19 protein-coding genes and 2 tRNA genes are annotated in these 24,220 nt (G+C 63.8%); 11 read left to right on the top strand and 10 right to left on the bottom strand.

Annotation, left to right across the window (positions count from 1 at the left end):
* The first annotated feature begins 13 nt into the window (after positions 1-13).
* The gene (locus KY465_RS12555; protein ID WP_219202825.1) at positions 14-325 is read left to right on the top strand and encodes a hypothetical protein; all 312 of its coding nucleotides are present in this window, start codon (positions 14-16) and stop codon (positions 323-325) included.
* Positions 326-373: 48 nt separating this feature from the next.
* On the opposite strand, the gene KY465_RS12550 is transcribed toward KY465_RS12555, so the two are convergent.
* The 7 genes from KY465_RS12550 to KY465_RS12520 all read right to left on the bottom strand — a co-directional run bounded on the left by KY465_RS12550 (position 374) and on the right by KY465_RS12520 (position 11,610).
* A complete protein-coding gene (locus KY465_RS12550) occupies positions 374-1,171 on the bottom strand; it encodes a tetratricopeptide repeat protein (RefSeq protein WP_219202044.1) in 798 nt (265 codons plus the stop codon).
* Complete coding sequence (gene ilvD / locus KY465_RS12545; RefSeq protein ID WP_219202043.1) at positions 1,158-2,882, bottom strand: dihydroxy-acid dehydratase; 1,725 nt, start codon at positions 2,880-2,882, stop codon at positions 1,158-1,160. Before ilvD ends, KY465_RS12550 begins: the two co-directional genes overlap by 14 nt.
* A gap of 255 nt (positions 2,883-3,137) precedes the next feature.
* Positions 3,138-4,331: an OmpP1/FadL family transporter gene (locus KY465_RS12540; RefSeq protein ID WP_219202042.1), complete on the bottom strand. Its 1,194-nt coding sequence runs from the start codon at positions 4,329-4,331 to the stop codon at positions 3,138-3,140.
* Positions 4,332-4,665: 334 nt separating this feature from the next.
* On the bottom strand, positions 4,666-7,530 hold the full coding sequence (locus KY465_RS12535; protein ID WP_219202041.1) for a valine--tRNA ligase: 2,865 nt from the start codon (positions 7,528-7,530) through the stop codon (positions 4,666-4,668).
* Positions 7,531-7,715: 185 nt separating this feature from the next.
* Complete coding sequence (locus KY465_RS18695) at positions 7,716-9,077, bottom strand: DUF2497 domain-containing protein (RefSeq protein WP_255561651.1); 1,362 nt, start codon at positions 9,075-9,077, stop codon at positions 7,716-7,718.
* 247 nt (positions 9,078-9,324) lie between these two features.
* Positions 9,325-10,665, bottom strand: a complete 1,341-nt coding sequence (locus KY465_RS12525) for a TolC family outer membrane protein (protein WP_428983020.1) — start codon at positions 10,663-10,665, stop codon at positions 9,325-9,327.
* A gap of 270 nt (positions 10,666-10,935) precedes the next feature.
* Positions 10,936-11,610 carry a protein-L-isoaspartate O-methyltransferase family protein gene (locus KY465_RS12520; protein ID WP_219202040.1) on the bottom strand — a complete coding sequence of 225 codons (675 nt, stop codon included), beginning with the start codon at positions 11,608-11,610 and terminating at the stop codon, positions 10,936-10,938.
* Between the two features lie 255 nt (positions 11,611-11,865).
* Here KY465_RS12520 and KY465_RS12515 point away from each other — a divergent pair.
* Positions 11,866-11,939 (top strand) — tRNA-Cys (locus KY465_RS12515).
* Position 11,940: 1 nt separating this feature from the next.
* Here the strand turns inward: KY465_RS12515 and KY465_RS12510 are convergent.
* A complete protein-coding gene (locus KY465_RS12510; RefSeq protein ID WP_219202039.1) occupies positions 11,941-12,219 on the bottom strand; it encodes a hypothetical protein in 279 nt (92 codons plus the stop codon).
* Between the two features lie 255 nt (positions 12,220-12,474).
* Here KY465_RS12510 and KY465_RS12505 point away from each other — a divergent pair.
* Positions 12,475-12,549, top strand: a tRNA-Asn gene (locus KY465_RS12505).
* A 169-nt stretch (positions 12,550-12,718) separates the two neighbouring features.
* Here the strand turns inward: KY465_RS12505 and KY465_RS12500 are convergent.
* The gene (locus tag KY465_RS12500; protein WP_219202038.1) at positions 12,719-13,657 is read right to left on the bottom strand and encodes a hypothetical protein; all 939 of its coding nucleotides are present in this window, start codon (positions 13,655-13,657) and stop codon (positions 12,719-12,721) included.
* 223 nt (positions 13,658-13,880) lie between these two features.
* Between KY465_RS12500 and KY465_RS12495 the strand changes: the two genes are divergently transcribed.
* From KY465_RS12495 to KY465_RS12475, 5 genes are read left to right on the top strand one after another with little or no spacing between them, the layout of a single operon-like run.
* On the top strand, positions 13,881-15,326 hold the full coding sequence (locus tag KY465_RS12495) for a cryptochrome/photolyase family protein (protein WP_219202037.1): 1,446 nt from the start codon (positions 13,881-13,883) through the stop codon (positions 15,324-15,326).
* On the top strand, positions 15,323-16,753 hold the full coding sequence (locus KY465_RS12490; protein ID WP_219202036.1) for an NAD(P)/FAD-dependent oxidoreductase: 1,431 nt from the start codon (positions 15,323-15,325) through the stop codon (positions 16,751-16,753). The genes KY465_RS12495 and KY465_RS12490 overlap by 4 nt, the downstream gene beginning before the upstream one ends.
* A complete protein-coding gene (locus KY465_RS12485; RefSeq protein WP_219202035.1) occupies positions 16,753-17,610 on the top strand; it encodes a DUF1365 domain-containing protein in 858 nt (285 codons plus the stop codon). Before KY465_RS12490 ends, KY465_RS12485 begins: the two co-directional genes overlap by 1 nt.
* Positions 17,600-18,841, top strand: coding sequence for an SAM-dependent methyltransferase (locus KY465_RS12480; RefSeq protein ID WP_255561650.1), 1,242 nt, complete (start codon positions 17,600-17,602; stop codon positions 18,839-18,841). Before KY465_RS12485 ends, KY465_RS12480 begins: the two co-directional genes overlap by 11 nt.
* Positions 18,784-20,199, top strand: a complete 1,416-nt coding sequence (locus KY465_RS12475) for an MFS transporter (RefSeq protein WP_346432637.1) — start codon at positions 18,784-18,786, stop codon at positions 20,197-20,199. The genes KY465_RS12480 and KY465_RS12475 overlap by 58 nt, the downstream gene beginning before the upstream one ends.
* An 18-nt stretch (positions 20,200-20,217) precedes the next feature.
* Here KY465_RS12475 and KY465_RS12470 read toward each other — a convergent pair whose 3' ends face one another.
* Entirely contained in the window at positions 20,218-21,108 is an 891-nt protein-coding gene (locus KY465_RS12470) for an SDR family NAD(P)-dependent oxidoreductase (protein WP_219202033.1), read from the bottom strand.
* A gap of 318 nt (positions 21,109-21,426) precedes the next feature.
* On the opposite strand from KY465_RS12470, the gene KY465_RS12465 reads away from it, so the two are divergent.
* The 3 genes from KY465_RS12465 (at position 21,427) to sseA (ending at position 24,220) form a co-directional block, all read left to right on the top strand.
* Positions 21,427-22,461 carry a cysteine synthase A gene (locus KY465_RS12465; RefSeq protein ID WP_219202032.1) on the top strand — a complete coding sequence of 345 codons (1,035 nt, stop codon included), beginning with the start codon at positions 21,427-21,429 and terminating at the stop codon, positions 22,459-22,461.
* A 110-nt stretch (positions 22,462-22,571) separates the two neighbouring features.
* Positions 22,572-23,297, top strand: a complete 726-nt coding sequence (locus KY465_RS12460) for an alanyl-tRNA editing protein (RefSeq protein ID WP_219202031.1) — start codon at positions 22,572-22,574, stop codon at positions 23,295-23,297.
* A 65-nt stretch (positions 23,298-23,362) separates the two neighbouring features.
* Complete coding sequence (gene sseA, locus KY465_RS18690) at positions 23,363-24,220, top strand: 3-mercaptopyruvate sulfurtransferase (RefSeq protein ID WP_255561649.1); 858 nt, start codon at positions 23,363-23,365, stop codon at positions 24,218-24,220.

Raw genomic sequence — 24,220 nt, 5'->3', positions numbered from 1 at the left:
GCATTCTTGTCCGATGATGCCGATCCGCTTTTGCTTGCGGTCGGGACAGCCGATCCTGGCGGCACTCATTCTGGCAACAGGCGCCCCCGCGGCGCTGCGGGCGGAGTCTGCGCATCAGACCGCCGCGCCCGATTGTCAGTGCGTCACAAAGGGCCAGCGTGTCGCGCTCGGCAGTATCGTCTGTCTCGAGATCGGCCCCGGCAATCGCTATCTGGCGCGCTGCGAACGCGTCCTCAACAATACCAGCTGGAAAAGATTGCAGGATGGCTGTCCGACGGCGATGCGGGGATCGCTGCGCGGATACCGGCTCGCCGACCGTCTCTGATTGTGAATTTTGCTTCCGAACGGAAAGCGACGGGACCGGCCGGCCGGCTCAGTTCAGGCCCTTGGCGAGCATGTCCTGCGCCAGCGCCACAGCGGTCCGCCGGTCGGCCTCGCCGGCCAGCGAGAACGCTTCTTCCTGCATGGAGCGGATCCACACCTTGTCCTGCGGTTCGCTGCGCTCAAGCGCCGCCGTCATGAAAGCCAGGCCGCGCACGGATTCGCCTTCCTGGAAGATGACATGGCCGAGCATCGCCGCGGCCCCGGCATGGCCGTTCATGCGCGCGCGGTTCAGCCACTTCTTGGCCTGCTGCGCACTGTTGGCGCCGCCCTGCCCCTCGAGAATCATGCGCCCGAGGCGAAATTGTGCTTCCGGCACGCCGAAAGCCGAGGCCGCCTGGAAATACAGTTGCCGCGCCGCGCCGAGATCCGGCTTCACCGGGCTGTCGGGAATGCCGTTCTGGTAATAGTTGGCCAGCGAGATCAGCGCATTGATGAAATAGCCGGTGTCGGCGGAGCCCGGCTCGACACCCTGCCGGGCAATCTCATCATAGATCTTGAAGGCCTCGTAGTCGTTCTCGGTCACCCCGTCGCCATAGGCATACATGTTGGCCAGCGCCCAGCGCGCGCCGCGATGACCCTTTTCGGCGGCATAGCGGTAAGCCTCGACCGCATCGTCCTTCTTGCCCTTGCGGTAGGCTGAAAAGCCGAATTTGAAGAGCGCCAGCGGGTTGGATTCGCGCGTCACGCCGCTGTCCGGATCGAAAGCTGCTGCCGGGCCGGATGCGGCCCCCGCCATCATGGCGGCAGCCAGCACCAAGCCGAATGTTGGACGCTTAGATATCGGCATAACTCTGTTTTTCTTTTGCACCGCCCGGATGGGTGACCGCGCCCCAGCGCGCCGACCCCACCGTCTGGGCATATTTCCAAAGAACGCCGGAAGTCGAATCATTCTCCTTCGGGGTCCAGTTTTCTTTTCGCGATAGCAGTTCAGCCTCGCTCAATGCCACATCGATCGTGCCCTTCGTTGCATCAATGGTGATCATGTCACCATCGCGCAACAGTCCGATCGGACCGCCGACCGCAGCTTCCGGCCCGACATGACCGATACAGAAACCGCGCGTCGCGCCGGAAAAACGGCCATCGGTGATCAACGCCACCTTGTCGCCCATTCCCTGGCCGTAGAGAGCCGCCGTCGTCGACAGCATTTCGCGCATGCCGGGACCGCCGACCGGGCCTTCGTAGCGGATCACCAGCACTTCGCCTTCTTCATAGCCGCGGTTCTTGACCGCTTCGAAACAAGCCTCTTCGGAATCAAAGCAACGCGCCGGGCCGGTGAACACCAGATTGCTCATCCCGGCCACTTTGACGATCGCCCCATCGGGCGCCAGGTTGCCGCGCAGGCCGACGACACCGCCATTCTCGGTCAGGGGCTTGTCAGCCGGCCGCACCACGTCCTGATCCGGGTTCCAGGTCACCTTTTCCATGTTCTCGGCGAGGGTCCGGCCGGTCACCGTCATGCAGTCGCCGTGCAGATAGCCATGCTCCAGCATGGTCTTCATCAACAGCGGAATGCCGCCAGCCTCGAACATGTCCTTGGCGACATATTTGCCGCCCGGCTTCAGGTCCGCCATGTACGGCGTCCGCTTGAAGATCTCGGCGACGTCAAACAGATCGAATTCGATACCGCATTCATGCGCGATCGCCGGAAGATGCAGCGCTCCGTTGGTCGAACCGCCGGTGGCCGACACGACCGCGGCCGCATTTTCCAGCGCCTTGCGGGTGACGATATCGCGCGGCCGGATGTTCTTGGCCAGCAGCTCCATCACCTTCTCGCCCGAGGCGTAGTTGAACCGGTCGCGCATTTCATAGGGCGCCGGCGCTCCGCAGGAATAAGGCAGGGCCAGACCGATCGCCTCAGCGACCGTTGCCATGGTGTTGGCCGTGAACTGCGCTCCGCATGAGCCGGCCGACGGGCATGCCGCCTGCTCGATCTCCAAAAGATCGTCGTCGCTGATCGAACCGACCGAGTGCTGCCCGACCGCTTCGAACACGTCCTGCACGGTGATCTGCCGACCGCGATAGCTGCCGGGCAGGATCGAGCCGCCATAGATGAAGATCGACGGCACGTTGAGGCGCACCATCGCCATCATCATCCCCGGCAGGGACTTGTCGCAACCGGCCAGGCCGACCAGCGCGTCGTAGCAATGGCCGCGCATCGTCAGTTCGACGGAATCGGCGATCACGTCGCGGCTGACCAGCGACGACTTCATCCCCTGGTGTCCCATGGCGATGCCGTCGGTGACGGTGATGGTGCAGAATTCACGCGGCGTGCCATGCGCGGCGGCAACGCCCTTCTTGACGACCTGGGCCTGGCGCATCAGCGAGATATTGCACGGCGCGGCCTCGTTCCAGCAGGAGGCGACCCCCACCAGCGGCTGTTCGATCTCCTCGCTCGACAGGCCCATCGCGTACAGATACGAGCGATGCGGCGCGCGCGCCGGACCCACCGTGGTGTAGCGGCTCGGAAGTCTGCTCTTGTCGATTTTGGAATCAGTCATCAATACCTCGATACGCCTGTGAAATTCACTGCGGCGCGGTGCTGTTGTGGGTGCGCCTTGTTTGTGGCGCAAAATGGGCATCCGCGCTGCCGCATCCCCTTAGCAGAGCAGAGATAAAAAGTGTGTTGCGATTCTGTCACAATCTGTGAGGACGAGACGGATAATCACAATTTGCTGTCGTGAAAAGATAAGTCGTCAAAACGAAAAAACCCCGCTCGAAAGCGGGGTTTGCAAAGTCCGAAGTGCGCTGCTGAGTTAGAACTTCAGCTTCGCCGCGGCTGATACGGCAGCCACCAGATCATTGCCGTAATCATAGGTGATGCGGCTGTCGGCCGAAGAGCCCGAGGTCAGCACGCCGAGCGCGCCGCCGAGGCGGATCCCGAGATTCTCGTTGGCAGCGAAGGACGCACCGGTCGACACGGTCCAGGTATCGGACTGCGTGCCGAAGCTCGTCGAGGTGCCGCGATCCCATGTCAGGGCAACCAGCCCGGAGATCTGGTCGTTGAACTTGTGGCCGACACCGCCGGTCACCGTCCAGCCGTCCTGGTAGCCGAGTTCGAGCGAGGTCGCTTGCGTCGACGAAGAGCAGCTTGCCGTACCGACGGTGCAGAGCGGGATGGACTGCATCTGGCCCCAGTCGACCCACTTCACCGAGCCGAATGCCAGCCAGCCCGGGGCGATACCGGACTGCACCTTCAATTCGACAAATTCCGGCAGTGCCGTATTGCCGAAGATCGGCGAGACTGCACCGACAAGCGGCAGAGCCGATGTGTCGAGAACGCCGTCAATATCGACATCGACCTCGGAATAGTACATCAGGCTGGCCCGGAAGGCGATTTCCGGAATTTCATAGGCAACGCCGGCGCGCCATCCCACTCCGTCGCCCTCAAGGTCAACGCGCGCCACGCCGGTGAACGTTGTCGGACCAGGAACGGTAAAGCCCGCCAGCCGCTCCTTGAAACCGCCGATCTCCAGATAGGAAATGCCGCCGATGAACCGCAGCTGTCCCTTGCCCGCCTGAAATTTGTAGGAGCAGGTCGCGGCGTAGCCGTCACTGTCGATCTTGGTCTCGATATTGGAGTTGCTGCCCGCATAATTCGAACCGGGGTTGGTGTGTGCGCCGAACGGCTGCGAATAATCCACCAGACAGTCTACATTCTCGCCGATGCCGGCCTTGGCGCCAAGGCGCGGAACAGCATAGCTTTCCGTGTCGCGCACCGATGTTGCACCGGTTTGCGTGCCATCGCTCGAATCGATATCGGTGACGTTCTCCAGATCGCGCTGCGGCATGACGTAAATGACGCCCGCTTCCGTGGCGAAACGCGAGGTGTCGAACAGCAGATCGATATTGTAGCCGCCGCGCTCCAGGCCGCCGGCCATCGCGCTCGTGCTCATCGCCGTTGCTGCGATCAGCGCCGTGCCCATCATCCTGACAGGATTATTGATCATGTACCCCATTCCTCCCCACAAAAACCTTACCTAAGACAAACCTTGGTCATGTTTTTACCATGTTGCCGCAGGGAGGCAATATGCGGATTCTAGCACTGCAGGGTGCGACCCGGCGGGGCAATTTTATTACAAGGCAAAAACAGCTGAAACGCGCCGCAAACGACTTAAAATGCCTCGGGTGACACGGCGGAAAAGAGAAAAACGACCCGAATTTGATGGATAAGCCCGGTTTTGTTGCAAAACCGTCACAAGCAGCGCCTTTTCACGCAAAGTCGACTGTTGCACCGCGATGATTGCGATCCGCAGCGAAAAAGCCGGCCGGATCTCAAGCGAATCATCTGGCCTCGCTGACCCGTTGACGCGCCTGATCGAGCAGAGCCTTCTGCCCTTCGAGGTCGGCGAGCTTGTCGCGCTCTCCGGCCACAACCTCCGGCTTTGCATTGGCGACGAACTTTTCATTATCCAGCTTGCGGCTGATCTTGGCGATATCCGCCTCGATCTTGCCGAGCGCCTTGTCGAGCCGCTGCGCTTCCGCATCGAGATCGACCAGATCGCCGAGCGGCAGACAGGCGGTCACATCCCCGACGATGATCTGCGCCGATCCCGCCGGCGCGGCCTCGGCGGTGACAATGTCGCTGGCCCGCGCCAGGCGGCGGATTGCCGCGTCATGGGTCGCCAGCCGCGCCGTGATCGTCTGATCGGCGCCGACGATGACCAGCGGCGCCTTGGCGGCCGGCGGAACATTCATTTCGGCACGCACCGAGCGCACGCCGCCGACCAGTTCGATCAGCCAGTTGATCTCATCGGCCGCCGCGGCCTCGGCAAAATCGGCCTCCGGCCAGTCGGCGTGGCACAGCAGCCCCTGTTTGCCGTCCGTGAAATGCGCCCACAACTCTTCGGTCATATGCGGCATGAAGGGATGCAACAGCTTGCAGGTCTCGACCAGCACATGCGCCGCGCAGGCCCGTGATTCCGCCTGATCGGCCGCCTCGCCTTCGCTGAACACCGGCTTGAGCAATTCCAGGTACCAGTCGCACAGATTGTTCCAGATGAATCGGTAGAGCGCCCCGGCGGCCTCGTTGAAGCGGTAGGTCTCGATTGCCTCGCGCACCGCATCCGTGGTGCGGCTGAGCTCCGTCAGGATCCAGCGATTGGTTGTCAGCCGGCACTCGGCAGGTTTGAAATTCGGGTCCAGCGCCGCCCCGTTCATCTCGGCAAAGCGGGTCGCATTCCACAATTTGGTGCCGAAGTTCCGGTAACCGGCAACGCGCGTCGGGTCGAGTTTCACATCCCGGCCCTGCGCCGCCATGATCGCCAGCGTGAAGCGCAGCGCGTCGGCGCCATATTCCTCGATCAGCTCCAGCGGATCGATGACGTTGCCTTTCGACTTCGACATCTTGGCGCCGTGCTTGTCCCGCACCAGCGCATGCACATACACCGTATGGAACGGCTCGCGCCCGGTGCCGGTGCCATCCTTCATGAAATGCAGGCCCATCATCATCATACGGGCGACCCAGAAGAAGATGATGTCGAAGCCGGTCACCAGGACGCTGGTCGGGTAATAGGTCTTCAGCTCCGCCGTCTGCTTTGGCCAGCCGAGCGTCGAAAACGGCCACAAGGCCGATGAAAACCAGGTGTCGAGCACGTCATCGTCGCGGGTCAGGATCTCGCCGGGCTGATAATTCTCCAGCTTCTCCTCGACCCAGGCCTTCCACGGACCCTCATGCGCAATGTAGTGCTGGATCGCCGCCTGCAGCGCCTCTTCCTCATCTTTTTCGACGAACACCTGTCCGTCCGGGCCGTACCAGGCCGGAATGCGGTGCCCCCACCACAATTGCCGCGAGATGCACCAGGGCTGGATATTCTCCATCCATTCGAAATAGGTCTTTTCCCAGTTCTTCGGGACGAATTCGGTGCGCCCCTCGCGCACGCTTTCGATCGCCGGCTGCGCCAGACGATGCGCATCGACATACCACTGATCGGTCAGATAGGGCTCGATCGGCACACCGCCGCGGTCGCCATGCGGCACCATATGCGTGTGCGGCTCGACCGCCGCCAGACAGCCGATCTCTTCCATTTTTTCGACGATCACGGCGCGCGCCGCGAAACGATCGAGGCCGTCGACCTCCGCCAGCACCTCGAGCAGCTTGCCGGACTGATCCAGCCCCTCGAGAAACGCCTCATTCTCCTTCAGCGTCACCGACGCGTTTTCGGTCAGCACATTGATGGCCTCAAGACCGGCCCGCTTGCCCACTTCAAAGTCGTTGAAGTCATGCGCTGGCGTCATCTTCACCGCCCCGGTGCCCGCTTCCGGATCCGGATAGCTGTCGGCGACAATCGGAATGCGGCGGCCGACCAGCGGCAGGATCACATGCTTGCCGACCAGCGCCTTGTAGCGCGGATCGTCGGGATGCACCGCCACTCCGGTGTCGCCGAGCATCGTTTCCGGGCGGGTCGTCGCCACCACCAGATAGTCGCGGGTCTCGGTGCCGGCCGGCTCGCCATCGGACGGTTTCCAGGGCAGACGCTCGCCGTTCTCGTCGAGGCGATAGGGATGCTCGTAGGTTTCCCCGTCGGCCAGCGGGTAGCGGAAGTGCCACAAATGGCCCTTGACCTCGACCTGTTCGACCTCGAGATCCGAGATCGCGGTCAACAGCGCCGGGTCCCAGTTGACCAGACGCTTGTCCTTGTAGATCAGGCCTTCCTTGTAGAGGCGCACGAACACCTCGCGCACCGCCTCCGAAAGGCCCTCATCCATGGTGAAGCGTTCGCGCGACCAATCGCACGATGCGCCCAGCCGCTTGAGCTGGTTGAAGATCATGCCGCCGGATTCGTCTTTCCACTCCCAGACCCGCTCAACGAAGCGCTCGCGGCCCATGGCATGCCGATCGGGCTCACCGCGCTGGGCCAGTTGCCGCTCGACGACCATCTGCGTGGCGATCCCCGCATGATCCATCCCCGGCTGCCACAACACGTTCTTGCCCTGCATGCGCGCGAAACGCACCAGTATGTCCTGGATGGTGTTGTTGAGCGCATGGCCCATATGCAGCGATCCCGTCACATTCGGCGGGGGGATGACGATGGTATAGGGATCAGCGCCCGGCTTAGCTCCGGCGCCGGCGCGAAACGCCTCGGCCTCGGCCCATTTGCCGGCGATTTTCGGCTCAACGGCCGCAGCGTCGTATGTCTTGTCGAGCATCGTGCATCCCTGGGGTCGATCGTCACTGAACGGGGTTCCGCCGCAGGCGCCGTCAGTGCCTTCGCACCTTGCCAGCTGCAACGCCGCAAAGGGCGCCCGGAATGCAATGGTGTAAAGCGGAAGGTCCCGGCGAAGTCAACACGAGGCAGGCCGGCCATAGCCGTGCGGACATTACGGTCCCGACCCTAGCGGCGATTGCCGCGCGACACCCGCTCGATCTCTTCGCGCACCAGCCGTTCGACCATTGTCGGCAGATTGTCGTCGAGCCAGGCCTGCAGCATGGGCCGCAGCAGATCCTCGGCGATCTCGTCAAAGCTGCGCCGTGTTTCCGCTTCCAGCGCCTCGTTGAGCGCGGCGAAGGATTGCGCCACCTTGTCGCGCGCATTCACCGAGATCAGCGGATTGGCCATCGCAGCATCCGCCCCCGCGGCAGATACTTGGCCAAGTGCCGGGCCAGACCCGGAGCCAGATGACGGCGCGTCACCATCATTGGCTGCGGCCGCGGCCGCGGCCTGCGACGAGAAAGACGGCGCGACCCGCGTCTCGGGAGCGCGGTCCTTGGCATGCGGCGCTGCTGCAGACGTGGCGGCTTGCGGCAGCGCCGCTGCGCGCGGCGACGCGGCGGCGGGTGGCGCGGCAGCTGGCGTCGCATTTTGGGCGGGCGCCTGAGAAACGCGTTCTGCCGCGGCAACAGCAGCCAGCGGCGGCCGTGAACTCGCGGCGGCCGGTGCCGGCGTGCCGGCAATTGCCGTGGGAGGGTTCGGCTTGGCCGCAGCACTGTTGCCACGCTCAAGCTCGGCCAGGGCGCGCGCGACATCCTGCAGCCCTTCCGCCGCCGGTTTCTGCGCCGTCATCGGCCGTGCTGTTGCCGCAAACACGTCCTTTGCCGCTGGCCGGTCCTTTGCCGCTGTCCCGTCCGCTGAAACGTCGGCGCTGCTTGCCGCAGCCTCGGCCGCATCCGCCCCCTCTTCACCGTCCTCTTCATCAAAGATCGCTTCGAAGGAATGACCGCCCGCAAGCGCATTCGTGCCTGGAGCTTTTGCCGCCTCGCCACGCATCTGCGCGGCGATGTCGGCCAGCGACACCGGCTCGCTGCCCTGCGCGGGTGCCGCGGCCGCCTTATCCGTATGGGCCACCTTATCCGCCGGGGCTACCTTCTCCGCCTGAACTGATGCCGCCGACCGGCCGTTCAGGCCGCCCTCGACGGGCGTGAGAACCGGCGCAGCCGGGCTCGCCGCGAATATCGCGTCATCCTCATCGTCATCGGCTGCGCCCGGTCCTGTCGCATCAGGCTTTGCATCCGTCTGCGCCGTAACCGTCCGTGCAGAACTTTGCTCACCCGCGCCGGCGCTCCCGCTGTCTTGCGTGCGGTCTTCTGCCCGGCGGGCTGAGCCGCCCGGCGTGACCGCAGCATCGTCGCGCCCGGCACTGGCCGGCCGGCCACTCTCAGGGGGTGTGGCGCCGGTCTCATTGTTTTCGATGATCTTGCGGATGGAAGCCAGTATCTCTTCCATCGACGGCTCGCGCTGTGCGCCTGCCTGTCCCATGACATACTCCCGTTGCGCGGCCAACCGGACGGGGCCAGGCCGAATCACAACGATACTAAGCGCATCCCGGGGAAAATTGAATCCGTCTTGGCGCCGCAGCAAACGCTCGTGCACATCTTTTGCGTGCGGCTCTCAGGCCAGCATGCGCGTCTGCGCGGAAGCCCCGAACCATTGAAATGCCGATGCCAAAGCCAGGCGGCTTGCCCGCGTCTGGCCTGCGTCTAGTCTGCGTCTGGCCTTTGCCGCGTCATCGCCCGTCTGGCGTGCGCAACCCGTACCAGCGGTCCTTGGTGGCCTCGTAGTGCTCTTCCGGCCGGTAATGCGCCACCTGCAGACCCAGCCGGCGCACTGTCAGCCGGCCCGTATACGCCAGCACGGAATAGGCCGCGACGATGGCATTGCGCTCCGACTGCGCCAGCGATTCGCGCGCTTCCAGCACCGATTGCTGCGCAACCAGCACGTCGAGCGTGGTGCGCTGGCCGACGCGCCGTTCCTCGACCACGCCGTTCAGGGCGAGATTGGCGGCGCGCAATTGCGCCCGGTTGGCGTTGATCGTCGCCCGCGAGGCTTCCATCTGCGCCCAGGACGAGATGATCGCCTGCTCGATGGCGCGATGGATGCTGTCAACCTGAATGCGTTGCTGTCCGAGCAATTCCTTGGCCTGGCGCACCCGTGCCGAGGCGGCGCCGCCCTGGTAGATCGGCACCGACACCCGCGCCTGCACCTGACCGACCGTCACGCCGCCTTCCAGCTCATTGACCGAACCGGTCACCGACACGCCCGGCAGCATCGTGCCTTCCGCCGCCTTGACGTCGAAGCCGGCGGCATCGACGCTGAATTTCGCCGCCAGGATCGAAGGATGTCCCTTCAGCCCGATCGCCACGGCGCGATCAAGCGAACCGGGCAGTAGCCGCGTCGGCAGCGGCGCCGCCTTCATGTTCTTCGGCATGGTCCCGACGATCTGCGCATAGACTGCCGCCGATGCCTTCGCCTGCGCCACCGCCGCCGTCAAGAGCGCCCGCGCCCCCGCCAGTTGCGCTTCCGCCTGGCTGACATCGGTGCGCGTGCTCTCGCCGACATCGAAACGCGCCTGCGCCGCCGTGAACTGCTCTTGCAGAAAGGCGATGTTCTGACGCCGGAAACTGACGATCTGGTTGTCGCGATTGACATTGGCATAGGCTTCCGCCGCCGCCAGAAGGATATCGATTTCCGTGCCGCGCAGGTTCTCGCGGCCGGCAAACACCGTCGCTTCGGCGGCGCGCACATTGTTGCGCGTCTGAAATCCGTCAAACAGGGTCTGGGTCACCGACACGCCGACCGAGGCTGTATCCGTCGTCACCCCGTCGCGGTTGGTGATCGTCACCGACCCCTCCGCCGCGACGGTGGGCCGATAGCCGGACTTGGCAATCGCCACGCCCTCATCGGTGGCGCGCAGCCCGGCACGGGCGGCGTTCAGATCCGGATTGTTGGCATAGGCCCTGGCCATGGCCGCATACAGGGATTCGGCGCTTGCCACGGCCGGCGAGCACGCAAGTCCGACCGCGGCCATCGCCGCGACCAATGTCGTCTGAAAGGTTTTCAACAGCACATCCCCATTGGAAGACGATAAACTTGCGTCCAACTCGTCCGTGACCGACTATATCTTCGACGTCGTGCCAAATCGCAACGCAACCCAAGGCGCGACTTCGACTTTTCCACGCCGCGTTGCACACGCGTCACAGCAGGGCCGAGTGTATCACCCTGGATGCAAACACAAGCTTAACCATCGCTGCGAACCTGAAAACCACGAATACGGGCCCGCCGCAAGCGTCGTTTATTGATACTGGCTGCACATATTTGTTGAGCCGCAGGAGCCAGCCTAGAAGACGAAAGCTGCCTCACGCTCGAAACCGGGGAGGATCGGAACGGCGGCGTTGAACACCGGCCGGCCGGACAGCGTCTCGCCGGAGCGCAGCAGGAGATGCGCCTGCGCCGCGCCGCCACGCCCGATCACGGTGACCAGGCGTCCGCCCTCGCGCAGCTGGCTCGTCAGCTCCTCGGGAACCTCGTCGATGGCGCCATTAATGAAGATCACGTCGAACGGCGCCTCGCTGGCATAGCCCTCGCGCAGCGGGCCGGTGACCACCGCCACATTGTCATAGCCATTGGCGCTGAGCGTCTCGGTGGCCTGTTGCGCCAGCGCTTCGTCGCTTTCCAGCGTCACCACGGACCCAGCCAGCAGCGACAGGAGCGCCGCCGTATAGCCGCAGCAACCGCCGATTTCCAGCACCACATCGTTCTTGTCGATCGCCGCCAGTTGCAACAATTTGGCCAGCGGCGACGGCTCCATCAGATAGCGTGCCGGCCGGCCCTCGTCGGCGGCCACGACCTCGATATCGCTGTCGATATAGGCCAGCGCCGCCTTGTTGGCGGGCACGAACTTCTCGCGCTCGACGCTCAGGAACGCCTGCAGGACCGAATGCGACGTCACATCCGTCGTCCGGATCTGATTGTCGACCATCTTCTGGCGCGCGCTTTCGAATTCCTGTGCCATGACCGTCTCTCCGCTAAGCCTTGGCGGGCGTCTTAGAACGCGCGCCGGCCAAGTTCAAGCATCCTTGCGGCCGGCCGGTCAAAACTTCGCCTGCGGCGCCGCTTTGCGCCCCCCGCACCGCCGGCATGAATGTTTTTGCTTTTGCCTCTTGCAGGCAAAAAGCGGAGCGCTTATTGAGATGGCCGCGAGTTTACCGCCGGGTTCGTCCTCGTGACGCAATCACATCCCTTTGAATTGTCGGTAATTTCGCGATGAGGCCTCGTGGCGGAGTGGTTACGCAGAGGACTGCAAATCCTTGCACCCCGGTTCGATTCCGGGCGAGGCCTCCATTCACTTCTTCCTCGTTGTCTCGCCGCCCTTCCCGGCGCCACGCCGGCGCCCGTATCTGAGCGCCGCCTTGCGCCGCCAGCGCCTGACGGACGGGATTTCGCGCGACAGGACGAGGAGCCCGAGCGGAATCATCCAGAAGCCGAGCACCGGCAGGAACCCGAACAGGCCAAGCACCACAAGCGCCACACCGAGCGCGATGCTGGTCCTGCGCTGGCGCGGCAGTTGCACCACCTTGCCGAAAATCTCGATTTCGCCCTTGCCGGCGCGGTATGCGAACATGCTGGCCAGATGCCCTTTGCTTTCAAACCTTGCAGCGCAGCCGGCCAACGGCCACAACACCATTCCCCGCCACAATACCATTCCCCCATGTGGCGCCGCGGGCACGCAACTGCAAGCGGCCCCAACCTTTCAGCGGCAACGAACGTCCACAACCCTCCGAATTTGATAAAAAGCCCTTGGCAAAGGGCCGATCCTTTTGTAATACGCCGCTCAAGTCCGAACGCGCATCACCGACCTTGCGCGCCGCGACGATGGTCCCCGGTAGCTCAGTGGTAGAGCAATCGACTGTTAATCGATCGGTCGCTGGTTCGAATCCGGCCCGGGGAGCCACTTTTTCACAAAAATCACATGATCCCCCGGTAGTCGTACCGCCGGCTGTCTGCCGCAGTCCTTTGCGCGATATACGCATCCGCGACCACTTATCCCACAAAGGAAAAAGGCCGCAGACAGTGCCGCGGCCTTTCTCATACGTCCCCCGCCGAAAGGTTTGGCGCGTAGGCTAGAACGCCTGCAAGACGCTCCGGAAGGTATCCATTGTCGCACCGTTGCGATCTTCGTCGAGCAAGGTTCCCGCGCCGAAGGTCACCCGCACACCGGCCGTGAACTTGTGCGTGTCGAATTCGGGGCCACCACCGCTGACACTTGTGTGATCGAACTGGTAGCGCCCGAACAGGGAAAACGGCGTGCCGTCGAAACGATAGGCCACTTCCGTCGCCGCAATGAAGGTATCCAACGATCCGGGACCGAAATCGGCCGTGCGGTAGCCGAGCTCCGCATCAAAGCGCAGATTCTCGGTCGCAAAATAGCGCACTTCACCGCGCACGCCCCAAATATCGGCGTCCGGGCCGCCATAATCGGCCTGTCCGAAGAACGCCTGTCCGTAAAGCGTGATATTGCCCAAATACAGTTGCGCTTCCGGCCCGACCGTGTAGCTCGTAATGTCGTCGCTAACCAAATCGACCCCTTCAATCGTCGCGAAGACACCGACGGCGTAGGCTGACGGATCGCGCCAGAACACATGGAACGCGCCGCCGACGCCCGTTAGATCGTCGCCATCGTCGGTGATGATGTCGACGAAAAGATCGCCCTGCACGTTCCAGCGTTCGCTGAACCGGCAATGGGCCCGCGCCGCGCCGCCATAACTAAAGAAGGTCTCATCGGTGCCGAAAGCGTTGATGTTCACGCCGCCGAGATACGCTTCAATATGTCCCGAGCAGGTGTTTGCCGGCTCGACCATGACCGGCGCTTCATAGCTGATGTCAGCCGCATAGGCCGCTGACGACAACGCGGCCGCAGATAGTCCGATAAGAATTGATTTCACAGTTGAACTCCCCGTTGCATTGACCCTGCCCCGAGCCGGAAATCCGCCCACGCAATCAGATTGCGAAGTCAAAAACTGAATAGCGATATTACCAGTTATTTTTATAGGGTTTCGCAAGTAAGCATTTTCTGAATCTCAACGTTAACCCATGAAATTCGTAGGATTTGGTGCAAAAATACAACAGCCCCCCGAGGGCGGGTTCCGCACCGCGCGAAACCACCATCCGCCAGCCGGGGCCGCATAAATTTTTCCAAAACTTGAAACTTTGTGCCGCGCCGCCACGTCTAGCACTTGGTAACGCGAACAGCTCAGCAGCCAAGACAGGCCGAAAGTGGACCAGATGCCCGGAAACGACGCGCAGGACATCGCTGTTCACTGGTTCAGAACCGATCTGCGGCTTACGGACAATGCCGCCCTCGCCGCGGCCGCGCGCTGCAAGGCCATTGTGCCGCTCTATATTCGCGAAACACCCGCAGCGGGCCGGGCAATCGGCGCTGCGAAACAATGGTGGCTGCACCATTCCCTCACAGCGCTCGATGCTGAGCTGCGCCGTCTCGGGGCGCCGCTGATCCTCGCCACCGGCGAGCCTTATCTCATCCTGTCGGCCCTGGCGCGCGACAGCGGTGCCACCCGCCTTGTCGGCAACCGCCGCTACGAGCCAGCCGCCGCTGCCGCCGACGAAGAACTGGCTGACCGCCTGCGCGCCGATGGGCTCGAGGTCGATTTCCATGCCGGCTTCCTGCTGCACGAACCGACCCGCCTGAAGAGCAAATCCGGCAAATTCTACAGGGTTTTCACACCGTTCTGGCGAACACTTGAATCAGAGTTGCAAGTTGCGCCGCCCGCCCCGGCTCCGGGTGCGCTGAAAGGTGTTTCAGGCATTGCCTCGGAAGCGCTGGCCGATTGGGCCTTGCTGCCGCAAGGACCGGACTGGGCCGGCGGTCTGCGCCAGATGTGGACGCCGGGCGAACAGGGGGCCCGGGATCGGCTTTCGGCGTTTCTGAACGGCGGCATCGAGAATTACGCCGAGGGACGCGATGTGCCGTCCCGTGAGAACACATCCCGCCTGTCGCCGCATCTGGCGCTCGGCGAGATCAGCCCGGCACAGATCCTTCACGCGCTGCGCCAGCCCTCGACGCGGGGCAGCCAGGAGGACAGGGAAACGCTGCGCAAGGAAATCGGCTGGCGCGAATTCTGCTGGCACCTGCTTGTCAATGAGCCGTTTCTGCCCGAGCGCAATCATGATGCGCGCTTTGACGACTTTCCCTGGCACGCCGATGACGATGCGCACGCCGCCTGGCAGCGCGGCCGCACCGGCTATCCGATCGTTGATGCCGGCATGCGCCAGCTCTGGCGGCATGGCTACATGCACAACCGCGTGCGCATGATCGTCGCCTCGTTCCTCACCAAGCATCTTCTCAGCCACTGGCAGATCGGCGAACGCTGGTTCTGGGACACGCTGGTCGATGCGGACCCGGCTTCCAATGTCGCCAACTGGCAGTGGGTGGCCGGCACCGGCGCCGACGCCGCGCCCTATTTCCGCATCTTCAACCCGATCCTGCAGGGCGAGAAATTCGATCCCGACGGCGCCTATGTGCGCCACTTCGTTCCCGAAATCGCCGCCCTGCCCGACCGCTATATCCACAAGCCGTGGGACGCGCCGGAGCAGACGCACGAAACCGCCGGCATCACGCTGGGGGTCACCTATCCCAAACCCCTCATCGAACACCGCGCCGCGCGCCAACGCGCCCTCGCCGCCTATCAACAGATCAAGGACGCTGCATGAACGCTCCAGTCAAACCGCCTCTCCCCGATGCCCAGCCTGTCAGTGACGGCAGGGAGTCGCCGCCGCGGCGCCAGCGCATTGCCATCATCGGCAGCGGCGTTTCCGGCAGCGCGGCGGCCTGGGGATTGCATCGTGCGCATGATGTGGTCCTGTACGAGAAGGCGGCGCGCCCGGGCGGCCATACGGCCACCGTCGACATCGACTATGACGGCCGCCCGATCGCCGTCGACACCGGCTTCATCGTCTACAACGAGGCCAACTATCCCAATCTGACGGCGCTGTTTCAGCATTTTGGCATCGCTACGCATGGGAGCGACATGAGCTTTTCCCTCTCCCTCGACGGCGGCAGGCTGGAGTGGAGCGGCGACAATCTTGCCACGCTCTTCGCCCAGAAGCGCAATCTGCTGCGTCCGTCGTTCCTTTTGATGCTGCGCGAGATCCTGCGTTTCAACCGCATCTGCCTGAGCGATCGCGCCGCCGGCCACCTGGCGTCCCGCTCGATCGGCGACTATCTCGACTGGCGTGGCTTCTCGCCGGGTTTTCAGAACAATTACCTGGTGCCGATGGCCGCCGCCATCTGGTCGACACCGGCGCGCCAGATGTTGGAGTTCCCGGCATCGCGTTTTGTCAATTTCTTTGAAAACCATCGCCTGATCCACGCCCGGCGGCCAGAATGGCGCACGGTCAATGGCGGCAGCCGCACCTATCTCGACAAGCTTCTCAGCCCGCTCGGTGACCGGCTGCGTCTCAATTGCGGTGTCGTCCGCGTGCACCGCACTGCTGCTGGCGTCGACATCGAGGATACGACCGGCCGCACGGAACGCTTCGATCAGGTGATCTTCGCCTGTCACACCGACCAGGCTCTGGCCGCTCTGGCACAGCCGGATGCGGCCGAACGCGCCATCCTGTCGGGCGTGCCCTACCGCGCCAACCGCGTTATTCTGCACCGCGATGCCGATCTGATGCCGAAACGCCGCAAGGTCTGGGCCTCATGGAACTATCTCAGGTCGAGCGCTGCCGATGACGGCGCCGAGGTGGCGGTCAGCTACTGGATGAACCGCCTGCAGGGCATCGACGAGGATTGTCCGCTTTTCGTCACCCTCAACCCCGACCGCGAGCCGGCGGCCGACAAGGTGTTTGCGGAATTCAGCTATGATCATCCGCAGTTCGGGCGCAAGATCATCGCTCTGCAGGACAGGCTGGCCGGCATTCAGGGCGCCAACCGCACGCATTTTGCCGGCGCCTGGACCGGTTACGGCTTTCACGAGGACGGGCTGAGCTCCGGTATCCGTGCCGCCGAAGCCCTCGGTGGCACCTTCCCCTGGCGCCCGAATGCCTCGACAGCCCCGGCCCCGGTCCAAGCCCCCGCCCTGGCCGCCGCTGCGACTGACGTGACCCGCCCGTCACTTCAGGGCGAGCCGGCCTGATGCGCCACGTTGCCCCACCCACACGCCGCATGGCCGCTGCAGCCCGCCTGTATCACGGGCCGGTCATGCATCAGCGTCTGCGCCCGGTGGGGCACCGGTTCACCTACCGGGTCTTTTCGCTGCTGATCGACATTGATCGCCTCGACGAGGCCGACCGTCTGTCGCCGCTGTTTTCGGTCAACAAACGCAACCTGGCCGCCTTCATGGAAACCGACCACATCCGCGGCAGCACCGCCGCCACCCTGCGCGGCCATGTCGATAACCTGATGCGCGCCGCCGGCCGCCCGGCGGAGACCGGACGCGTCCTCCTGGCCTGCTATCCGCGCATGTTTGGACTGGTTTTCAATCCGCTTTCGGTCTTTTATGTTTATGATCGCTACGATGCGCTGACCGCACTGATCTATCAGGTGCGCAACACTTTTGGCGAGGATCACACCTATGTCTGTCCGATCGCGCCCGGAGAACAGACCGCCGCCGGCATCCGCCAGCACCGGCGCAAACGCTTCTATGTCTCGCCTTTCATCGACATGGAAATGACCTATCATTTCCGCATGAACGAGCCCGGCGACACGCTCAGATGGCGCATTCTCGAGACCGATGCCGAAGGTCCGCTTCTCTCGGCAACCTACTCTGCCGTTGCCGAACCGCTCTGCACAAAATCGGTGCTGCGCAATCTGGCGCGCGTTCCGCTGCTGCCCTTGAAGATCGTCGCCGGCATCCATTTCGAAGCGCTTCGCCTGTGGCTGAAGGGCGTGGCGCCGGTCACCCGGCAGCCGGCCGGCGAACGCATCAGCGCCATTGATATCCCCCATCCCGCGCCAGCAACGGAACCAGCAAACAATGACCATGGCAGTTGAACCGGAGCTTGACGACGGCGAGTTGCTGTCGCCCGAAACCTTGTCGCGGCAGCTCAAGGGCCTGCCGGCGCAGGCGCGCTTTGCCTTGCGGCGTCTGATCAAGATGAAACACGGCACGCTGGTGATCCGCCTGCCCGAAGGCCGCACGGTGCGGGTTGAGGGCGCCAAGGCGGGACCGCAGGCGGTGCTGATCCTGCACAATTGGAATCTCGCCCGCCGCGCCCTCGCCAGCGGCACGATCGGCGTCGCGGAAAGCTATATCGATGGCGACTGGGAAAGCCCGGACGTCACCGGATTTCTGGAGTTCTTCCTGGTCAACATGGACATCGGCGATCGCCTGTCAAACGGCGCGCAGGGGGTGTTGCGCCTGATCGAACGTTTCCGGCACTGGATGAATGCCAACACCCGCGGCCAGGCCCGCAAGAACATTTCGGCGCATTACGATCTGGGCAACGCCTTCTATGAGACATGGCTCGATCGCACCATGACCTATTCCGCCGCGCTGTTTGAGGATGGCGCCAACGATCTCGCCAGCGCGCAGCAGGCGAAATACCGTGCACTGGCCCGCGCCGCCGGCATCAAGCGCGGCGACCGGGTTCTCGAAATCGGCTGTGGCTGGGGCGGGTTTGCAGAATTCGCCGCCAGCGAGCTCGGATGCCACGTCACGGGCCTGACCATCTCCAGCGAGCAGTTGCACTTCGCCCGGGAGCGCATCGAAAGGGCCGGCCTGTCCGGCAACGCCGAATTCAAGTTTCAGGATTACCGCGACGAGACGGGTCAATACGATGCTGTCGTCTCGATCGAAATGTTCGAGGCCGTCGGCGAACGCTACTGGCCGACCTATTTCTCCAAGGTCCGCCAATGCCTCAAGCCCGGCGGCCGGGCCGGCCTGCAGGTCATCACCATCCGGCCCGAGGCCTTCGAGGATTACAAGGCCAGCCCCGATTTCATCCAGCGCTACGTGTTTCCCGGCGGCATGCTTCCCACCGAGACGCATCTTGCCGAATACGGCCAGAGATCCGGGCTCGAACTGATCGGTCAACGCGCCTTCGGCGCCGATTACGGCCAGACGCTGGCGCTTTGGCGGGACCGGTTTCGCGCCGCCTGGAGCACCATCCGGCCGCTCGGCTTTGACGAGCGTTTCCGGCGTCTGTGGGAGTTCTACCTGCACTATTGCGAGGCAGGTTTCCGCTCCGGCCACATCAATGTGCGCCACGTGGTGTATCGCTGACCCGCGCCGCTGAGCGCGCCGGGGCGCCGGACCCGCCTTCGCTGCGCCGTGCGCAACTCCTGGCCTATGCCCTGCCGGCCCTGCCGCTCGCCGCCCTGACCCTGCCACTTTATGTCCTGGTGCCGACATTCTACAGCGAAACACTCGGCCTGCCGCTTGCCGGCGTCGGCCTGGCGCTGTTGCTGGTGCGCCTGTTCGACGCGCTGTCGGACCCGCTGCTTGGGTGGGTGGCCGATCGCATTCCCGGCCGCCTCGGCCGCCGCCGCACCTTGTTCTCGCTCGGCGTTCCGGTCGCCGCCCTCGCCTCCTATCTCCTGTTCGCGCCGCCGCCGGCTGCCGGGCTCGCCTGGCTCACCGCTTGCGGACTTGCGCTCTCGCTCGGCTATACCGCGACCCTCATCCCCTATGCCGCATGGGGGGCTGAACTTGCCGGCGATTACCACGAGCGCTCGCGTGTCGCCGCCTGGCGCGAGGGTTTCACCCTGATCGGCACGCTGCTTGCCATCGCGCTGCCCTATGCTTTTGGCTTTGCCACCGCCGGCGGCTGGCATGGCTTGGCCGTGCTCGGGCTGCTTGTCGCGCTGGCCCTGCCCCTCTTCGGCACGGTCACCGTGTTGCGTGTGCCCGAGCCGCCGGATCACACCCGCACAAGGCTGTCCTTTCGCGCTGGGCTGCGGCGTCTGGCGCGAAACCGGCCGTTCATCCGGCTGGTCAGCGCCTTTTTTCTCAACGGACTCGCCAACGGTATTCCCGCCACCTTGTTTCTTTACTTCGTGTCGGCGCGGCTCGGTCTGCCCGAATGGCGCGGACCGCTGCTGTTTCTCTACTTTCTCTGCGCCATTGCCGGTGTGCCGCTGGCGCTTCAGGCCGCGCGCATGACTTCGAAACACCGCGCCTGGGCGCTGGCGATGATCGTTGCCTGCATAGCCTTCGCACCCGCACCGCTGCTGGCCGGGCCGGAAGCCGGCCCTGCCTTCGCCGCCATAACGGTGATCACCGGCCTTCTCCTCGGCTTCGATCTCGCCTTGCCCGCATCGATCCAGGCCGATGTCATCGATGTCGACACGGCAAGCGGCGGCGAACAGCGTTCGGGCCTGTATTTCGCCCTGTGGTCCCTGGCCACGAAACTGGCGCTGGCGCTCGGGGTCGGCATCGCATTCCCGTTGCTCGCGATTGCCGGTTTCAATCCGGACGCCGCCGCCGCCGGGCCAGGCGACAACGGCGTCTGGGCCCTGGCCATCGCCTATGGCTGGGTCCCGATCGCCGCAAAGCTGACCGCCATTGCCCTGATGTGGAATTTTCCGCTCGACGAGGCGCAGCAACAGACCCTGCGCCGCCGGATCACCGCCAATGATTGAGGCGCGGCTCAGACCAGACTAATCGCTGCGGTGCGAGACCCCGCCGGACGCGGCCTCCTTCTGCCGCCGGCCCTCATCCTGTGGCGCCTCGGCCCCGCCGGAGCTGCTGCGCGGCCGCAAGGGCTTGTCGTTCCAACCGGTGCCGCGGCTGACGAGCGAGAAGAAAATAAGATAAGGCAGTTTCTGCAAAACCTTCAGGAACCAGGTGAATCGCCGGGGAAAAGTGATTTCAAAGCCGCCGCGCTCGAGACCCTTGACCAGACGCTCCGCGGCGTCCTCGGGCTCGATCAGCGCCGGCATGGGAAAGGGATTGCCCTCGGTCGCCGGCGTGTCGACAAAGCCGGGATCGACCACCTGGATCCGGATGTTCATCTTGTCGAAATCGAATTTCAGGCTTTCGGCGAGGTTGATCAGGGCAGCCTTGCTGGCACCGTAGGCCGCGCTGGTCGGCAGGCCGAAATACCCGGTCACCGAGGCGACAATGGCGATCTGCCCGCCCCCTTTCCGGTGCATATGGGCCGCCGCCGGCACAAGCCCCTTGATGACGCCGAGCAGATTGACGTCGAAGGTCTTTTCGAACCGGTCCACCGTCAGCCTTTCGCCATGCACGGGCAGGAACACGCCGGCATTGAAGACGCAGAGCGCCAGCCGCGTGTGCCGCGCCTCGATCGAGGCCATGATATTGGCCATCCCGGTCTCGTCGGTCACATCGCCGGGCATCGGAACAATGCTGCCACGCAGCGATGCCGCTTCTTCCGCAAGCCGTGACAGCGCCTCCTCGCGGCGCGCCGTTGCCACCACCGTGAAGCCGCGCTGCGCCAGCTTCAAAGCGACGGCGCGGCCGATGCCGCTCGACGCCCCGGTCACCCAGACAACACCATCCTGCGGTCGCGCTCTGTAAAGATCCATCTGCAATATCTCCTGGTAAAAGCGCCGAACCGGCAAGACGTCTTCTGCGATGTGCGAAACGCACTCTGACGGGTGATGTGGGCAGAACCGCGTCACACTGGCTTGGTTCCGCTTGCCCCGCTTGCGTCATCCAAGGCTGAGTCGGAGGGGCGAGGATCTTCGCAACAGAAATAGCTGGTGTGCTTTTCCGCGAGATATGCGGCCGCAAGTCTTATTTTCCGCGATGACGCCCGATTGCGAAACGATTTTCTTTCACAACCGTTGATGCAATAGTGAGAATGCGCCCCTCGCGGGGGTGACAGTAAACAGGAATGAACCATGCTCGACACCGTTCTAGGCGCCATTGGCAACACGCCGCTGATCAAGCTCCGCGCCGCCTCCGAAGCCACCGGCTGCACGATCCTCGGCAAGGCGGAGTTTCTCAATCCCGGACAATCGGTCAAGGATCGCGCCGCCCTTGAGATCATACGCGATGCCGAACAGCGCGGCGCCATCCGGCCGGGCGGCACCATTGTCGAGGGGACCGCCGGCAATACCGGCATCGGTCTGGCGCTGGTGGCGCGCAGCCGCGGCTATCGCACGGTCATCGTCATTCCGGAGACCCAGAGCCAGGAAAAGAAGGACGCGATACGCCTGATGGGCGCCGAACTGGTCGAGGTGCCGGCGGTGCCCTATCGCAATCCCAACAATTATGTCCGCATCTCCGGGCGTCTTGCCGAACAGATGGCCGCAAGCGATCCGAACGGTGCCATCTGGGCCAACCAGTTCGACAATGTCGCCAACCGTCAGGCGCATGTCCGGACCACCGCCGCCGAGATCTGGCAGCAGACCGACGGCAAGGTCGATGGCTTCATCTGTGCGGTCGGTTCCGGTGGCACCCTTGCGGGCGTTGCCGACGGCTTGCGGGCCAAGAACCGCGACATCAAGATCGGCCTTGCCGATCCCGACGGCGCGGCGCTGTACAGCTACTACACGACCGGCGAATTCGCCTCGTCCGGCAATTCGATCACCGAGGGAATCGGCCAGGGACGCATCACCGCCAATCTCGAAGGTTTCACACCCGACATGGTGTTCAACATTCCCGACCGCGAGGCCCTGCCCCTGATCTTTGACCTGGTGCAGGATGAAGGCCTGTGCCTGGGTGGCTCCTCGGGCATCAATATCGGCGGCGCCATTCGCATGGCGCGTGAACTGGGTCCCGGCCACACCATCGTGACCGTGCTCTGCGACTACGGCAACCGCTACCAGTCGAAGCTGTTCAATCCCGAGTTCCTCGCCTCCAAGGATCTGCCGGTCCCGCCATGGCTGACAGAAAGCAGTGACATCTCGGTCCCCTTCGAAAACGTCGAATAGACCTCCGCACCGATTTGCAGATACGATCCCGCGGCGGGCACTCTTGCCCGCCATGATGATGCGGCGCCGACAGCGGTGCAGCTTTAAAGGCCGCCTGAGGACGACAAGACATGACCGCGCTGTTTACCGATGACGCCTATCTCTCGACCTGCGAAGCGGTGGTCACCGGCATCACGCCGGACGGTGCGATACGCTGCGACCAGACCTGTTTCTACGCCACCTCGGGCGGACAGCCCGGCGACACCGGCTTCTTTGAACGGGCCAATGGTGACCGCATTGCCATCGCAACGACGGTCACCGGCGACAGCAAGGCTGACATCCTGCATGTCCCCGCGGAGGACCAGCCGGTGCCGGAGATCGGCGAAAAGCTGGTGCTGCACATCGACTGGGAGCGCCGCCACCGGCTGATGCGCATGCACACCGCCTGCCATTTGCTGTCGGTCGTCTGCCCTCACCCGATCACCGGCGCATCGGTCAGCGAAACCGACAGCCGTGTCGATTTCGACATGGCCGAAACCATCGACAAGGCTGAAGTCACGGAAAGGCTGATGCAGCTTGTCCGCGACAACCATCCGGTTTTCACCCGATGGATCAGCGAGGCGGAACTCGACGCCAATCCGGATCTGGTCAAGTCAAAAAATGTCCGCCCGCCGCGCGGCCTCGGCCATATGCGCCTCGTCTGCATCGGCGCGGATTCGGCGATAGACAGCCAGCCCTGCGGCGGCACACATGTCAGCGAGACAGCCGAGATCGGCGACATTCATATCGGCAAGATCGAAAAGAAGGGGCGCGAAAATCGCCGCTTCCGCATCCGGTTTGGTCCCGCGCCGAGCTGACCATTGAAAGTTTCACAGACCCAGGCGGCGGACTTCTTCCACCGCCATTTTCAGGATCGCATGCAATGAGCGACACAAGTCCTTTCCTCGTTTCAGCAGACTGGCTCGCCGAGCGGTTGGGAACAGCCGATCTGTCGATCGTCGATGCCTCATGGTATCTGCCCGGCAGCGGCCGCGACCAGCATGCGGAATTCGCAGCCGGGCACATTCCCGGCGCCGTCTTCTTCGATCAGGACGACATCGTCGATCCGGACTCAAAGCTGCCGCATGCCCTGCCGCCAGCATCGGTGTTTGCCGAGAAAGTCAGCCGGCTCGGCATTGCCGACACCGACACGATCATTGTCTATGAAGGTCCGGGTTTCTTTGCCGCGCCCCGCGTCTGGTGGCTGTTCCGCCTGTTTGGCGCCCAGTCCGTCTTTCTGCTTGATGGCGGGTTCGATGCCTGGAAGGCCTCCGGCAAGCCGGTGGAAAGCGGCACCCCGTCTCCCGCCCTCAAGGTGTTCAAGCCCTCGGCTTCGGCGAGCAGCAGCCAGGTCGCCAGCCTGACCGACATGCAGGCGCATGTCGAAAAGGGCGACCGGCAGATTGTCGATGCCCGCTCGCATGGCCGCTTCACGGGCGCCAAGCCGGAGCCGCGCCAGGGCATGCGCTCGGGCCACATGCCCGGAGCCCGCAACGTTCCCATCTCCAGCCTGTCCGAGCAGGGCAAGGTCCGCTCCCTGAGCGAGCTGAGAGAAATATTCGAGAATGCCGGTGTCGATCTGAGGCAACCGGTGGTGACCACCTGCGGCTCGGGGGTGACGGCAGCCGGGCTGAATTTTGCCCTGCAGTCCCTCGGCCATGACGGGGTCACGCTGTATGACGGCTCCTGGTCGGAATGGGGCGCTTTGAAGGACACAGCCGTGGCCACCGGGGACGACTGA

It is taken from the genome of Neohoeflea coraliihabitans (genome assembly GCF_019334345.1).
GTDB classification, from domain to species: domain Bacteria; phylum Pseudomonadota; class Alphaproteobacteria; order Rhizobiales; family Rhizobiaceae; genus Pseudohoeflea; species Pseudohoeflea coraliihabitans.
This window is presented reverse-complemented; position numbering and strand designations above follow the sequence as displayed.

Coding starts and splice junctions, on each gene's coding strand:
- KY465_RS12555 (WP_219202825.1), top strand. CDS start 14: ATGATGCCGATCCGCTTTTGCTTGCGGTCGGGACAGCCGATCCTGGCG.
- KY465_RS12550 (WP_219202044.1), bottom strand. CDS start 1,171: ATGCCGATATCTAAGCGTCCAACATTCGGCTTGGTGCTGGCTGCCGCC.
- ilvD (WP_219202043.1), bottom strand. CDS start 2,882: ATGACTGATTCCAAAATCGACAAGAGCAGACTTCCGAGCCGCTACACC.
- KY465_RS12540 (WP_219202042.1), bottom strand. CDS start 4,331: ATGATCAATAATCCTGTCAGGATGATGGGCACGGCGCTGATCGCAGCA.
- KY465_RS12535 (WP_219202041.1), bottom strand. CDS start 7,530: ATGCTCGACAAGACATACGACGCTGCGGCCGTTGAGCCGAAAATCGCC.
- KY465_RS18695 (WP_255561651.1), bottom strand. CDS start 9,077: ATGGGACAGGCAGGCGCACAGCGCGAGCCGTCGATGGAAGAGATACTG.
- KY465_RS12520 (WP_219202040.1), bottom strand. CDS start 11,610: ATGGCACAGGAATTCGAAAGCGCGCGCCAGAAGATGGTCGACAATCAG.
- KY465_RS12510 (WP_219202039.1), bottom strand. CDS start 12,219: ATGTTCGCATACCGCGCCGGCAAGGGCGAAATCGAGATTTTCGGCAAG.
- KY465_RS12495 (WP_219202037.1), top strand. CDS start 13,881: ATGCCCGGAAACGACGCGCAGGACATCGCTGTTCACTGGTTCAGAACC.
- KY465_RS12490 (WP_219202036.1), top strand. CDS start 15,323: ATGAACGCTCCAGTCAAACCGCCTCTCCCCGATGCCCAGCCTGTCAGT.
- KY465_RS12485 (WP_219202035.1), top strand. CDS start 16,753: ATGCGCCACGTTGCCCCACCCACACGCCGCATGGCCGCTGCAGCCCGC.
- KY465_RS12480 (WP_255561650.1), top strand. CDS start 17,600: ATGGCAGTTGAACCGGAGCTTGACGACGGCGAGTTGCTGTCGCCCGAA.
- KY465_RS12470 (WP_219202033.1), bottom strand. CDS start 21,108: ATGGATCTTTACAGAGCGCGACCGCAGGATGGTGTTGTCTGGGTGACC.
- KY465_RS12465 (WP_219202032.1), top strand. CDS start 21,427: ATGCTCGACACCGTTCTAGGCGCCATTGGCAACACGCCGCTGATCAAG.
- KY465_RS12460 (WP_219202031.1), top strand. CDS start 22,572: ATGACCGCGCTGTTTACCGATGACGCCTATCTCTCGACCTGCGAAGCG.
- sseA (WP_255561649.1), top strand. CDS start 23,363: ATGAGCGACACAAGTCCTTTCCTCGTTTCAGCAGACTGGCTCGCCGAG.